Raw genomic sequence first — 13,079 nt, 5'->3', positions numbered from 1 at the left:
GGTCGTTCCGCGACCATGACCTTCACCGCGCCGCCTCCAGCACCTCCGGAACGCGGGCGCGGATGTCCACCGCCACGACCCCGCCGACGGTGCCGGCCAGCGCCCGCACGACCTGTTGCTCCGCTTCGTCCGCGAAATCGCCCCATACGGTCACTTCCCCGGCGGTCACCTCGACCGACCACCGGTTCCGGTAGCCCGAGTAGTCCGCGAACAACGCCAGCAGCCGCGCCGAGATCGAGTCGTCCCCGCGGACCAGCGAGCGCAGGATGTCGCTCCTGCTCACGATTCCCACCAGGACCCCGTCGTCGACCACCGGGACGCTGCGCAGCCCGTCGCCGAGCATCCGTCCGGCGATTTCGCGCGCGTCGGCGTCGAGCGAGACCACTTCCACCCGCTCGGTCATGATCGCGCGCACCGGCAACGCCGGCTCGAGCCCGCGCTCGCCCAGCCCGGCACGCAGCGCGTCGGACTCGGTGACGATGCCGATCACGTGCCAGTCGCCGTCGACCACCGGCAGCGCGGCCACGCCCTGCTCGGTGAGCAGGGCGACCGCTTCCCTGACCGTGGTACCGGGGCCGACCCGCACCACCGGGCGGGTCATGACGTCCCTTGCCTGCATGGCGAAGCCTTTCACTCGGGGCCGTGCTTCCCTTGCCGCGCCCGGAGATCCGCTGCCCGTCAGCGGACGGGGCGGACCCGGCTGGCTCCCACCTCGCGCGAGCGGGCCGGCCCGGACGGGCACCGTTCGCCGGTGGGAGGACGTTGCCCACGACGGGACCGCACACGATGAAGACCCGCGACGGTTCCCCCCGTCCGGCGGCCGGCGATGGCATCGTGCCGCGCTTCGTGGGCCGCGGGGGCGATCGTCGGACAGTGCTCTGCGGGAGCGTTCATGATGACACCCGTCGTCGCGTCTGGGCCGGCCGTGGTGGACCGGCGGCTCCGACGGTATTGGCCCGTCCGCCCCCGCCGATGCGGTCTTTGGTCACTTCATGGCGCGACCGCGAGGATTCGCTGGGTCACGATGCGGCCGCGCACCGCCACCCGGCCCAGTCCCACCCCGCCGAATGCCTCCACGGCCGCCGAGCAGCGCGCCCCGAAAGTGACCTTCGGGGCATCTGTGTCCCCGAAAGTCACTTTCGGGGCACGCGAACGCCCGCTGCGGGCTCGCGCAGGTGGCGCGAGGGTCGAGATCGTGACGCTCAACGACCCGTGAGGCACACGCCGCCCGACCCGACCTCTATAGGAGCATCTTTCGGGGCGCCAGGAGTGTCAGGAGTTCGTCCGCGACCCGCGCGGGGTCGGGGCCGGCGGCGAGGACGTAGTTGTCGGGGCGCACGGCCACCGCGGTGGCGCCCAGTTCGGCGAACCACCGCCGGTGCGTGCCGTCGGAGTCGATCACCACGGCCTTTCCCGCGGACGAGCCGAAGCCGACGACGGTGATCCCCGCCCGTTCGAGCGCGGGAAGATCAAGCGCGGCAAGGGCTTCTTCGGTGACCAGCAGGCGGAATCCGCCGCCGACGACCTCGTCGAGCAGTCCCGTGCCGACCCCGTCGCTGACCCTGCCCTGCACCGAAAGCCCGCCCCCTCCACTGCCGACCAGACCGGGGCCGAGATCCGGCAGCCGGATGCGCTCCGGCTCGGGCGACGCGGCGCGGCGGGCCAGTAGTTCGGCATCGCGTTCGCGGGCGAGCGCGGGATCCCGGATCGTGTGCCTGCGACCCAGTTCGATGCTCGCCTCCATGACGTTCCGAACGTGCGGCTCGCGTTCGCTCTGGTAGGTGTCGAGCAGGCCGGGTTCCCGGATCCCCCGCAGCACCAGGTCGAGCTTGAACGCGATGTTGAGCGCGTCGCGGATGCCGGAGCACATGCCCTGGCCGAGGAACGGCGGCATCTGGTGCGCGGCGTCACCGGCGAGCAGCACCCTGCCGTCCCGCCAGCGCCGCGCGACCAGCGAGCGGAAGGTGTAGGTGGCGACGCGGACGAGATCGCCGTCTTCGCGGGAAAGGTAGGGGCGGACCCGCTCCCAGGCATCGTCGGCCGAGCGCTCCTCGTCGAAGCGGCTGGCGTCGTCGAGCATGAAGCAGAACCGCTGGCGCGCCGTGCCGGTGGTGATGACGGTGGTCGGCCCCGCCGGATCGCCGATCTGCAGCATCGGGGGCAGGCCCAGTTCGGCGGCGCTGCGCCGCAGCGCGAAATCGCACACCAGCCAGGGTTCGGCGAAACCGCGGTCGTCCTGCTCGATGCCGAGTGCCTGCCGCACGAAACTGTTGCCGCCGTCGCACCCGATCGCGTACCTCGCGCGGACGATCGCGCCGGTGGCGGTCGTCAGCTCGACCCCATCGCGGGACTGGGAAAGCCCGGTGACCTCCACACCGAGCCGAACGTCCACAGTGGACATGGACGCGCACAGCGCGTGCAGCGCGTTCTCCAGCGCGGGCTGGTGGAACATGGAGATGTCCGCCCAGCCGCTGCCGCCGACCGCCCGGCATTCCTGGCGGATCAACAGATCCCCGGCCCCGTTGCGCCATTCGTACGCCTCTTGCGCGTAGAGCGTTGGCGCCAGTTCCCCGGCCAGTCCCAGCCCCGCCAACGCGCGCATCACCTCGCCGTCGAAGCTGGCGGCGCGGGGCAGGCCGTACAGGCCCGGATGGCGTTCGAGGAGGACGACCGAATGCCCCGCCCTGCCCAGCAACGCCGCGAGCGTCATGCCGACCGGCCCGCACCCGAGCACGGCGACCTCCGCCACCGGGCCGCTCCCGCCACCGAGGGGCGCGGTCATGGCACCAGCACGCCGAAGGCGGTCGGTCGTACGGTCCTCGCCAGCCCAGTCCTCTGCCCGTTGCTCATGATCGCAGTGTCAGCCGGAAACGACTTGCTGTCCACTGCACAGTTTGCACATGAGCGTTGCGTCGAACGCAAAGACCTTGCTAGGGCAACGGTTTGCCGTAAGTGGCGGAAATCAGCGGGTGGCGCGTCACCCCGTCGCTGCGCACCAGGTGCCGCACGGCCGAGGCGATGAACCCCGCGAACAGCGAGCCGCCGAGGCCGTGGGACTGCGCCCTGAGGTGGAAGTCGTAGATCGCCATCGCCGCGCGCGTGACGCACAGGCGGTAGCGGTGCGCGTCCGCGTGGTCGAGGCGGCCGTGGACGGAAACGATCCCGGCCGCGGTGGCGAGCTCCCGCTGCACGACGAGGTCTTCGACATCGCCGATGGCCGAAACCGGCGCGACAAAAGCACAATCCGCCGCGGTGACGCGGTAAACGCCCGGCGAGCTCCCTTCGCTCTTCAGCGCGAAGACGAACGCTTCGAGCGCGCCGTCGCCGAATCCCCATTCCGCGGAATCCCGCCGCAGCGCGTCCTGGAGCAACGCGAACACGAGGCCCGTGCGGACCGGCTCGTCGGCGCAGCGCAACGACGATCGGCGCCGGAGCAACGTGTCGAGCAGGTCCTCGCCGAACATCGCGTCGTCCAGATCCACCGGAACCGGTGTCGCGCGCTCGAACGGGCGCATCGCCCGGCGGGCTGGCGCCTCGACGGCACGGGTGCCGAAACCCGCCAGCAGCGCGGCCATCGGCGACGGTTCGGATCGCACGGGTCACCCCAGTCCCATGACGGCCACGATGGGTTCTTCGCCCGGCGAGAGGCCGAGCCCGCCGGTGAGGGACGCTTCGTCCCAGTCCTTCTCGACCGTGCACGCGATGCCGAGCTGCGCGGCCACCTCTCTGGCGCTGCTCATCGCGCACCCCGCGTCCAGCAGCACGAGGCGGAGCGCGAACTCGCCGTACTTGCGCGCGACCTTCTCCAGGTTCCCGCCGACGACGAGGAGCAGCCGCTGCCCGCCCGGCGGGGCTTCGGCCGACAGCCGCGCAAGCGCGTGTTCCCGTTCGAGGTAGGCGTAAACGCCGACCGGGAGCACCTCCGCGTCCCGCGAAACGAGGTAGGCCGTGGCGGACCCGATGTTCCCCGCCGCAGCCGTCCACCGCCGCACCCGGCCGTCCTCGGCCACCTCGCGGACGCCGAACGCGATCTTGAGCACGAGCCCGACGTCCGCCAGCCCGGCGACCGCGGGGTCCCGTGGTTCCCCGGCCAACCGCGAAAGGTCCAGGTGCGGCAACGGAATCTTCCGGCTGGCCGGCCACTCCCGGAACTCCGCCTGCAGCCGGAGGTTCGACGACTCGTAGTGCCCGAAATGCGCGACGGGGTCCAGGAACCGGCGGGGTGGCAACGCGACCGCCGCCTCGTAGACGGCAGCGGGCGGCGCGGGTGCCACCGGCCCCTCGGAGAACGAGCACGCGGGACACCCCGGCCTGGTGACGGCCGCGCGGTACGACGTGGTCAACGCCGCGAGGTCGACGACGCACTTTTCCCGCGGCAGGAAGGTTTTCGTCGCGCGCGACAGGAGCGCGACGAGGTGGTGGCCGACCAGACCCGCGGCGAGTTCGAAGGCGTGTTCGGGCGGGTCGCCGACCGGGCCGTCCTCGTCCACGGTCGCGCAGGTCAGGCACGGCGTGCACGACGGGTCCACGTAAGGACCCACGATCAGTGATCCCGCGTCGACCCGCACCCGCAGCAGGGGCCGCCGTTCCGCCCAGCACCGGTGCCGCACCGCCGCGAGCTCCGATCGCGACCCTGCGGTCTCGAAGAACACGCGGACCGCGCCATGATCGTCCACAGTGCACACTTCGCCGACGGCGCGCGCCGTGGCCGCCACCATGCGGTGGTCCCCGGTCAACCGGACGGTCGTGCGCGCGAGCCGGTCGGCACCGTCCGCCCACGACCGGTTGGCGCCGGTGGAATTCCCCAGCCGGGAAAGGAAACAGGCGAACTCCGGCGCGACGTGCCGATCGCTTCGCCCGCGCTCCTCGACGACACCCGCCGCCCACAGCATGGCGACGGCCTTGCGAACCGCGGCCTCGGCCAGTCCGGTCTCGCGCGCGAGGTCCGCGTGGGTCCGGCCGCCGTCGCACGCGGCGACGAGCGGGCCCAGGCACTCGCGCGCGAACCGCCCGGTGAACACCTGCGGCCGGTCGGCGCCGTCGAGCAGCACCGCGTCGCCGATCCGGCGCAGCCGGACACCCAGGCGCACCACGGGCCTGTCCGGCACCGAAATCTGCGGGTCCGTGCCGACGGCCCTGCCGATCATCTCCGCGTTCAGCTCAGCCATTCCGCGCGCTCCCCGCCACGCTCATCGGGACGCCGCAGCGCGCGCACTCCTCGACCGCCACCGTCGCGACCGACGACGGGCTTCCGGTCACCAGGTCGAAACTCCGCACCGTGGCGCCGATCCCGGCCGGGCCGTCGCGCAGCTCGGCCAGTGCCGGTGCGAGCAGGCCGTGCGCGATCGCCAGGTGCTGCGGGCCGAATCCCTCGGCAAGGCCACGGGTCGCCGAATCCGCGTCGTACGGCCACGCCGCGTCTTCCCGCCTCAGGTAGCACGAGTAGCACGCGGTGGCGCCGGGGATGACGGCAGGGCCGCAGACGATCGCCGTCGGCAGCAGTGCGACGCCGACCGACGGGATGCCCTGGTCGAAAGCCGCCCGGTCCAGTGCGTCGCGCAGCGCGTCATCCCGCCCCGCGTGCACCGCGACCACCGCGTCCGCGGGCGGGATCACGGCGGCGACGGACGAATCGGTGAACGCCAGCAGATCCGGTCGCGGGATCCCGTACGCCTCGGCGTACCGCGCCCCGAACGCGTCGCGGATCAGGTACAGCTGTCCCATGTGGCCCCCCGGCACCACCTTAGAACACCGCGGCGGCGGGCGGCAGGTCCGTGTTTCCCGTTCCCCTTCCGGCAAACGGCCCACGGACCCGGCCCCGGATGGTCGCCGGGAGCCGGGCCACGGCCGCCCGTCCGCCAAGGTGCGATCAGCCCGCTGCGAACGGGCCGGTCCCGGCGAAAGCGAGCTTGGCGAAGCGTTCGGCGATGCGGCTGTGGCCCGCGGCGTCCGGGTGGAGCCGGTCCGGCAACGGCACCTCGGCGAAATCGGCCTCGCCGTACACCTCGCGGCCGTCGAGGTAGTGCAACTCCGGATCGTCGGCCCGGCGCTGCGCCACGACGCGCGCCAGTTCGTCGCGGACCACGCGCAGCGTCAGCTTTCCGGCCGCGCGCTCGGCCGGATCGCCCGTGGCGCGGAACCGGATTTCGCCGGCGCTCAGCGCTTCCTCGTCGAAGGCGCCGGGGCCGGGGGTGTCCTCGTGGATGGGGCAGTACAGCGCCGACACGACCAGCAGCGGCGTCGTGGGATGGCCTTCGCGGATGGTGTCCAGGAAACCGTGGACCGCGGGGGCGAACGCCCGCAGCCGCATCAGGTCCGCGTTGACCACGTTGATCCCGAGCTTGACGCTGATCAGATCCGCCGGCGTGTCCCGCAACGCGCGCGCGGTGAACGGGTCGAGCAGCGCGTTGCCGCCGAAGCCGAGGTTGATCAGCTCGACGCCGGTGGCCGCCGCGGTGAGCGCGGGCCAGATACCGGTCGGGCTCACCGCGTTGGAACCCTGGCTGATCGAACTGCCGTGGTGCAGCCACACCCGGCCGCGCGCGGGGACCGGCTCGACGGGTGCGTCGGTGCGCAGCGCGACGAGTTCGGCGGTTTCGTTGTGCGGCAACCAGATCTCGACGTCCTTTGCCCGCGCGGGCAAGCCGGCGAACCGGACGGTGCCGGACGGGCCTTCCCGCTTCTCGGCCGTACCGGTGGCCATGTCGATGGTCAACGTGTCGCCACCGTCCGGACTGCCCTGACCCGCGAGACGGCCGTCCACGACGAGGTCGTACAAGCCAGGCGGACGTGGTGGAGCACCGGTATAGACCATTCGGCTCGGCACCGATTCCAGCTCGACGACGGTGGCGCTGGTGCGGAACACCAGCCGGACACCGGAAGGCTGGGACTCCGCCATGGCGAGCCGCGGGTCGGAGTTCTGGGCGCGCGCCCGCGCCGGAAGCCGGTGCGGTAGCACGCCGCGCGCGGTGCGCTCCAGTTCGAGTGCGCCGCGCAGGAGGCCGGTGGTGATGGGGGTGGTGTGCATTTTCTCTTTCCTGTCACTGGTTTTCGGGCTGCGCGGGCCAGTTCCGCAGCAGGCCGTCGAGTACGTCCAAGATGCGCTCCCAGCTCTCCTGGGATCCGGGCGAGCTGTGGCTGAACCCGCCGCCGAGCTCCAAGCTGACGTAGCCGTGGAAAACGCTGCCGAGCAACCGGACCGCGTGGGTCTGGTCCGGTTCGGCCAGGCCGTAGGCGCGCAGGAGCGCGCGGTTGAGCTGAGCGTGCCGGACCCCGGCACTGGCCGCCGCCGTTTCCGCGTCGAGCGGGAATCGAGCGGCCGCGTACCGGCCGGGATGGTCCGTGGCGTAGTCCCGGTAGACGTTGGCGAACGCCACGAGCGCGTCCCGCCCCGCCCGTCCGGCCACCGCGTCCGCCGCGAGATCGGCCAGTTCCGCCAGCGCGAACAACGCGATCCTGACCTTGAGGTCCTGCGAACCCTTCAGGTGTGAGTACAGGCTCGCCACCTTGACGTCGAACCGCCTCGCGAGCGCCGAAACGGTCACCTCGTCGAAACCGACCTCGTCGGCCAGTTCGGCACCGGCCCGCGTCAGGCGTTCCGCGGTCAACCCCGCGCGTGCCATAACCTCTCCCTTGATTGCCTACACACCACGTTAGATTGCCTAATACCTTTAGGCAAGGGTTTTACTCCTCACACCGCTCGCCGCGAACGGCGCAGGACCTGATACGGTTTGGGCACTCGTCCAAGTCGATTGACCAAGTCACTCGTCCAGCAAAAGGAGCAGCATGACTTCCCCCGGCGCGCTGCGCGGTCAGGAGGTGCGGCAGCGGCTGCTGCGCGCGGCGATCGAGCTGATCGGAGAACGAGGCTGGTCCGCGGTGAGCACGCGGGTGCTCGCCGAGCGCGCCGGGGTCACCCCCGGCGTCGTGCACTACCACTTCTCCTCGGTGCGGGACCTGTTGTCCCAGGCGGCTCTCGGCATGATGCGGGACCTGCTGTCCGGCGTCGACGAGCTGTTCGGCCGGGCGAAGACCGCGGCACAGGCCGTGGACACGCTGCTCGCCGCGCTCGAGGAGTACTCCGGGCGCGACCCGGCGTCGATGGTGTTCACAGAGGCATACCTCGCCGCGACGCGCGACGACGAACTGCGACGGGCGATGACCGCGATCGTGGTGGATTTCCGGCAGCGGTTCGCCGACGCGCTCGCCGGATGGCGGGTGCCCGACCCGGCGGGCACGGCCGCGGTCGTGGCCGCCTCGATCGACGGGCTCCTGCTGCACCGCGGCCTCGACCCCGACCTGACCGCCACCGCGATCGGCCCGGTACTGCGCAGGCTTTTATCCGACGCACCAAGGGAAACCGGTGAGGAGGCAGAACGATGAAGGTGGTGATCTGCGGTGCGGGCATCGCGGGGCTCGCGCTGGCGAACCGGATGGCCGCACTCGACTGGGAGGTCGTCGTCCTCGAACACGCACCGGGACCGCGTGCGCAGGGGTACATGATCGACTTCTTCGGGCCGGGGTACGACGCGGCCGAAGCGATGGGCATGGTACCCGCGATCGAAGCGGTCGCGTACCGGGTCGACGAAGCCAGCCTGCTCGACGAGCACGGGCGGCGGCGGGCGGGCATCCGCGTGGACCAGTTCGCCGCGGCCATCGGCGACCGCCTGCTCAGCGTCACCCGGCCCGATCTGGAACGGGTGTTGCGCGACCACCTTCCCGCCGACCGGGTCGACCTGCGCTTCGGGACGTCACCGGTGCACATCGAGGATGACGGCGAGCGAGTGCGGGTCACGCTCGACGACGGCTCCGTTCTCGACGCCGATCTGCTCGTCGGCGCGGACGGGATCCATTCTTCGGTGCGGCGCATGGTTTTCGGCCCCGAGGAGCGGTTCCTGCGCTACCTCGGTTTCCACACCGCGGCCTACCGGTTCTCCGATCCCGCGGTGCACGCGATGGTGCGGGGCAGGTTCTGCCTCACCGACACCGTCGGCAGGCAGATGGGCTTCTACGGGCTGCGCGGCGGCGAGGTCGCGGCGTTCGCGGTGCACCGCACCCCGGACCCGGCGCTGCCCGCCGACGCGCGCGCCGCGGTGCGGCGTGAATACGGCTCGCTGGGCTGGGTCGTGCCGGACGCGCTCGACCAGTGCCCTCCCCCGTCCGAGGTCTACTACGACCAGGTGGCCCAGGTCGACATGCCCGCTTGGAGCCGCGGGCGCGTCGCGCTCGTCGGCGACGCGTGCTTCGCCGTGTCGCTGCTGGCCGGGCAAGGCGCGTCGCTGGGCATCGCGGGCGCGTACGTGCTCGCGGACCAGCTCACCCGCGCGGGCTCGATCCGCGCCGGGCTCGAACGCTACGAACGGATCTGGCGGCCGGTGGTGGCGGAGAAGCAGAAGGTCGCGCGCGACGGGGCGCGGTGGTTCCTGCCCGCGTCACCGGCGCAGCTCCGGCTCCGGCACGTGGTGCTGCGGTTTTCCCGGCTGCCGGTGGTCGACCGCGTCGTCGCCGGGGCGCTGGCCGGGAAGTCCACCGGTCTCGTCAAACAGCTCGCGGCTCAGCAGCGCCCGCCTCGGTTGAACGGACTGGCTCGGGCGCTCTTCCGCGCCCCGGCCCGGCTCTACGACCGGAATCTCGGCTGGGTGCTCGGGCGGCGCTTCCTGTGCCTCACCCACACCGGGCGCAAGTCCGGGCGCCGGTACCGCACCGTGCTCGAGGTGGTCGGCGCCGGTTCCGGTGAGGTCGTGGTCGTGGCTGGCCTCGGCCGCTCCGCCGACTGGTACCGCAACATCCGGTCCGCGCCCGCGGTCGAGATCGCCGTCGGCAGGCAGCGGTTCACGCCCGCGCACCGGGTACTCGGCGAAACCGAAGCCGCCGAGGTGATCGCGGCCTACGAGCACCGCAACCGGTGGGTGCGCCCGGTGGTCCACCGGTTGCTGAGCAAGCTCGTGGGATGGTCCTACGACGGCACCGAACCCGCGCGGCGGCGGCTGGTCGGGCAGCTCCCGCTCGTCGCTTTCCGGCCCGCCCCCGGTTCGCCGCGCGGTTGACCCGCCCGCACGCTGCCGAGGACGGCGGGGAGTCCTACCCTGGCGACCGGAGTTTCGAAGGCGGTGGTGGTCACGGAGACCGGAACCAGCACAGCGGGAGATCGCGGAATCGAGGAGCCGTTCGCGCACCCCGCGCTGTTCTACCGCGGCGAGCGTGAATACCTCGACGGCATCGTGCCCTTCCTCGAAGCGGGTCTCGCCGCGGGCGAACCGGTCGCGGCGGCGTTGCCGGAGCAGAACCTGAAGGCGCTGCGGACCGCGCTCGGCGCGGCGGCGGGGCGGGTGCACCTGGTCGACATGACCGAAGCGGGCCGCAACCCGGCCAGGATCATCCCCGGCGTGCTGCTGGCCTTCGCCGACGCCCATCCCGGTGCACGCGTCCGCATCATCGGCGAACCGATCTGGCCGGGTCGCTCGGCGGCGGAGTACCCGGCCTGCGCGCAGCACGAAGCGCTCATCAACCTCGCGTTCGCGGGCAGGGCGGCGACGATCCTGTGCCCCTACGACACCGACGGCCTCGACGACCGGGTCCTTGACGACGCGCACGCCACCCATCCCGTCGTCATCGACGCCGCCGGGCAGCGGCCGAGCGGGCGCTTCGACCCCGGCCGGATCGTCACGGGCTACAACCTGCCGCTGCCCGAACCCGCCGATGCCGTCCGGCTCGCCGTCGACGCGACGAACCTCGTCGAGGCGCGGCGGCTCGTCACCGCGCACGCGCGCCGCGCCGGTTTCGGCGAACGGCGGGTCGCCGATCTCGAACTGGCCGCCTCCGAACTCGCCGAGAACAGCATCGCCCACGGCGGCGGGAGCGGCGTGCTGCGCCTCTGGTCCGCCGACGGCCACCTGGTGTGCGAGATCCGGGACGCGGGCAGGCTGACCGATCCGCTCGCCGGGCGCCGCCCCGCCGGTCCGCGCCAGCTCCACGGGCGCGGCCTGCTGCTGGTCAACCACATCGCCGATCTCGTCCGGGTGCACACCGGCCCGTCCGGCACGACCACCCGGATCCACCTGCGCCTGCCGTGACGGCATTCCGCCCCCACATCGGCGACACGCCAATGGCGACACCATTCTGCACGTGCACCAGTTCACTACTACTCCACCCGGCGCGAAAAGCGGGCAGAAATGCCAAACAAGCCACCCGAACCAGTCCATTGATGACAAAACAGCGTCCATACTGTGATACTGATCTTGATTTGCGGCGTATCCTGTACCTCCATTTGCGGCAGCACTTATGGAGGTATCGAGGGGTTGCCCATTGCGCTACATTCAGACAAGATTGAGCCGGCACACCCGGCAAATCCCTGCGCCGCCACAGGAGTGGAGAACCGTGTCCAGTCGCCTCGGCACGACAATGGGCCGAACAACGATATCCGGGATAAATGGCTCGAACGAGACATCGCGCCCGACTCCGGCCCGTTGTGGGCAACCGCGTTGCCATCCCCGTCAGGAAGCACGCCGATGTAAGGCGCACAGGGGTTCCTGATTCGCGGGCGACCTCGCAGGTCACGCCGCCGCGAAGCTAATTCGCGAAACTGTCTCCCCGGCCTTTCCGCCACCACCGGGGCATCCGCAGCGAGCCATGACGACACCTCTTGACGTGTTCCGGCATGGCGCCATTGGGGAGCGCTGCCGAGCACACCGCGCCGAAGCTCGTCCAGTCGCGCGCGGAACTCACACACATCGAGGGGTTTTCAGATCATGAACAATTCTTGCGAGGTGCCGGAAACGGCCTCGCCGGATCCGCGCGCGTCCACCGGGCTCGGCATCGCCACACCACCGGCTCTCGTGGTGCGGAAGTACGGCGGGTCCTCACTCGCCACCCCCGAACTGGTCCGCGCGGTCGCCACCAGGATCGCGACCGCAGCCGAACGGGGACAGCAGGTCGTCGTGGTGGTGTCCGCGATGGGCGCCACCACCGACGATCTGGTCGCACTGGCGGGCAAGGTCGCCATCCGCCCCGATCGCCGCGAACTGGACCAGCTCATGGCCACCGGCGAGCAGGTGTCGGCCGCGGTACTGGCGCTGGCGCTGCAACGCCGTGGTGTGAAAGCGGTTTCGCTGTCCGGCGACCAGGCCGGGGTGGTCGTCGACGGGCCGGCCGGCGACGCGGTGATCGTGCGCGTCGACGCGACCCGGATCTTCGAACGGCTGCGCGAGGCGCAGGTCGTGGTGGTGGCCGGGTTCCAGGGCCGCGACCGCGACGGGGAACTGCGCACGCTCGGCAGGGGCGGCTCGGACACCACGGCGGTCGCGCTCGCCGCGGCGCTGGGCGTGAGCTGCGAGATCTACACCGACGTCGAAGGGGTGCACACCGCGGACCCCCGCATCGTGCGCGATTCCACGCCGCTGCCCTCGGTGTCCTACCGCGCGATGACCGAGCTGGCGGGCAACGGCGCACGCGTGCTGCACCCGAGATCGGTGGCGCTGGCCGAACGGCGCGCCGTCCCGCTCCGGGTGACGCATTCCTCCGGCGGCGAGGCGGGCACGGTCGTCGAGAACGCGCAGCCTCTCGAAGGCGGGCCCGAAGTCGTCGGCATCGCACACGAGCGCCAAGTGCGGCTCGTGCGGCTCACCGGTGACGACGCGCCGCGCGGCCGGTGCGCCCGCGCGCTCGTCGAACTGATCGGCATCGGGCTGCGGCCGGACGTGCTGACCTGGCACTCCCCCACCGATCTGCGGTTCACCGCGCGCGGTGAACCGGCGCCCGCGGACGTGGTGCGCGAAGTGGCCGAGCGAGTCGGCGCCCGGTGCGAGGTCGACGACGGGTTCGGATCGATCTCGGTGGTGGGAACCGCGCTGCTCGACGACCCGAGGTACCTGATCGGGCTGCTGCGCGCCGCGGCGGAACCGGATGCCGCGGTACCCGCGATCGCCACCTCGCCGACCCGGCTCACCGCCGTGGTACCGGCCAAGCGGCTCGAAGCCGCCGTCAGCGCGCTGCACCGCGCGTTCGGACTGCACCAGCCGCAGGGGACTCCGCGGTGAGCCCGGCGACGGACTCCCCCGGCTACCTGGATGTCCACTATGGAC

Annotated in this window: 11 protein-coding genes and 1 pseudogene; 5 read left to right on the top strand and 7 right to left on the bottom strand. The window is 71.7% G+C overall.

Annotation, left to right across the window (positions count from 1 at the left end):
* Positions 1–22: 22 nt before the first annotated feature.
* The 7 genes from HUW46_RS37395 to HUW46_RS37365 form a co-directional block, all read right to left on the bottom strand.
* Positions 23–601 (bottom strand): CBS domain-containing protein, encoded by a 579-nt coding sequence (locus tag HUW46_RS37395; protein ID WP_331477183.1) that lies wholly within the window; start codon positions 599–601, stop codon positions 23–25.
* A gap of 639 nt (positions 602–1,240) precedes the next feature.
* Complete coding sequence (locus tag HUW46_RS37390) at positions 1,241–2,782, bottom strand: bifunctional 3-(3-hydroxy-phenyl)propionate/3-hydroxycinnamic acid hydroxylase (RefSeq protein ID WP_215543427.1); 1,542 nt, start codon at positions 2,780–2,782, stop codon at positions 1,241–1,243.
* 148 nt (positions 2,783–2,930) lie between these two features.
* Complete coding sequence (locus HUW46_RS37385; protein WP_215543426.1) at positions 2,931–3,596, bottom strand: hypothetical protein; 666 nt, start codon at positions 3,594–3,596, stop codon at positions 2,931–2,933.
* Positions 3,597–3,599: 3 nt separating this feature from the next.
* Positions 3,600–5,168, bottom strand: coding sequence for a hypothetical protein (locus HUW46_RS37380; protein ID WP_215543425.1), 1,569 nt, complete (start codon positions 5,166–5,168; stop codon positions 3,600–3,602).
* Positions 5,161–5,724 carry a hypothetical protein gene (locus HUW46_RS37375; RefSeq protein ID WP_215543424.1) on the bottom strand — a complete coding sequence of 188 codons (564 nt, stop codon included), beginning with the start codon at positions 5,722–5,724 and terminating at the stop codon, positions 5,161–5,163. The genes HUW46_RS37380 and HUW46_RS37375 overlap by 8 nt, the downstream gene beginning before the upstream one ends.
* A gap of 145 nt (positions 5,725–5,869) precedes the next feature.
* On the bottom strand, positions 5,870–7,027 hold the full coding sequence (locus HUW46_RS37370; RefSeq protein WP_215543423.1) for a GDSL-type esterase/lipase family protein: 1,158 nt from the start codon (positions 7,025–7,027) through the stop codon (positions 5,870–5,872).
* A 13-nt stretch (positions 7,028–7,040) separates the two neighbouring features.
* Positions 7,041–7,622, bottom strand: coding sequence for a TetR/AcrR family transcriptional regulator (locus HUW46_RS37365; RefSeq protein ID WP_215543422.1), 582 nt, complete (start codon positions 7,620–7,622; stop codon positions 7,041–7,043).
* 163 nt (positions 7,623–7,785) lie between these two features.
* Between HUW46_RS37365 and HUW46_RS37360 the strand changes: the two genes are divergently transcribed.
* The 5 genes and pseudogenes from HUW46_RS37360 (at position 7,786) to HUW46_RS37345 (ending at position 13,034) form a co-directional block, all read left to right on the top strand.
* Positions 7,786–8,382, top strand: coding sequence for a TetR/AcrR family transcriptional regulator (locus tag HUW46_RS37360; protein WP_215543421.1), 597 nt, complete (start codon positions 7,786–7,788; stop codon positions 8,380–8,382).
* Positions 8,379–9,548 (top strand): annotated as a pseudogene (locus tag HUW46_RS37355) (FAD-dependent monooxygenase); the annotation flags it as partial. The gene HUW46_RS37360 and the pseudogene HUW46_RS37355, both read left to right, overlap by 4 nt.
* Positions 9,549–9,572: 24 nt before the next feature.
* Positions 9,573–10,046, top strand: a complete 474-nt coding sequence (locus tag HUW46_RS48580; protein WP_256451459.1) for a nitroreductase family deazaflavin-dependent oxidoreductase — start codon at positions 9,573–9,575, stop codon at positions 10,044–10,046.
* Between the two features lie 63 nt (positions 10,047–10,109).
* The gene (locus tag HUW46_RS37350; RefSeq protein ID WP_254125273.1) at positions 10,110–11,072 is read left to right on the top strand and encodes a sensor histidine kinase; all 963 of its coding nucleotides are present in this window, start codon (positions 10,110–10,112) and stop codon (positions 11,070–11,072) included.
* A gap of 675 nt (positions 11,073–11,747) precedes the next feature.
* Positions 11,748–13,034, top strand: coding sequence for an aspartate kinase (locus tag HUW46_RS37345; RefSeq protein WP_215543419.1), 1,287 nt, complete (start codon positions 11,748–11,750; stop codon positions 13,032–13,034).
* Positions 13,035–13,079 lie beyond the last annotated feature (45 nt).

The organism is Amycolatopsis sp. CA-230715 (assembly GCF_018736145.1).
In the GTDB taxonomy this organism is placed as follows: Bacteria; Actinomycetota; Actinomycetes; order Mycobacteriales; family Pseudonocardiaceae; genus Amycolatopsis.
Note: the sequence above shows the minus strand (reverse complement) of the source record. Positions and strands in the feature narration are given on the sequence as shown.

Coding starts and splice junctions, on each gene's coding strand:
- HUW46_RS37365 (WP_215543422.1), bottom strand. CDS start 7,622: ATGGCACGCGCGGGGTTGACCGCGGAACGCCTGACGCGGGCCGGTGCC.
- HUW46_RS37390 (WP_215543427.1), bottom strand. CDS start 2,782: ATGACCGCGCCCCTCGGTGGCGGGAGCGGCCCGGTGGCGGAGGTCGCC.
- HUW46_RS37370 (WP_215543423.1), bottom strand. CDS start 7,027: ATGCACACCACCCCCATCACCACCGGCCTCCTGCGCGGCGCACTCGAA.
- HUW46_RS37375 (WP_215543424.1), bottom strand. CDS start 5,724: ATGGGACAGCTGTACCTGATCCGCGACGCGTTCGGGGCGCGGTACGCC.
- HUW46_RS37345 (WP_215543419.1), top strand. CDS start 11,748: ATGAACAATTCTTGCGAGGTGCCGGAAACGGCCTCGCCGGATCCGCGC.
- HUW46_RS37395 (WP_331477183.1), bottom strand. CDS start 601: ATGACCCGCCCGGTGGTGCGGGTCGGCCCCGGTACCACGGTCAGGGAA.
- HUW46_RS37360 (WP_215543421.1), top strand. CDS start 7,786: ATGACTTCCCCCGGCGCGCTGCGCGGTCAGGAGGTGCGGCAGCGGCTG.
- HUW46_RS37380 (WP_215543425.1), bottom strand. CDS start 5,168: ATGGCTGAGCTGAACGCGGAGATGATCGGCAGGGCCGTCGGCACGGAC.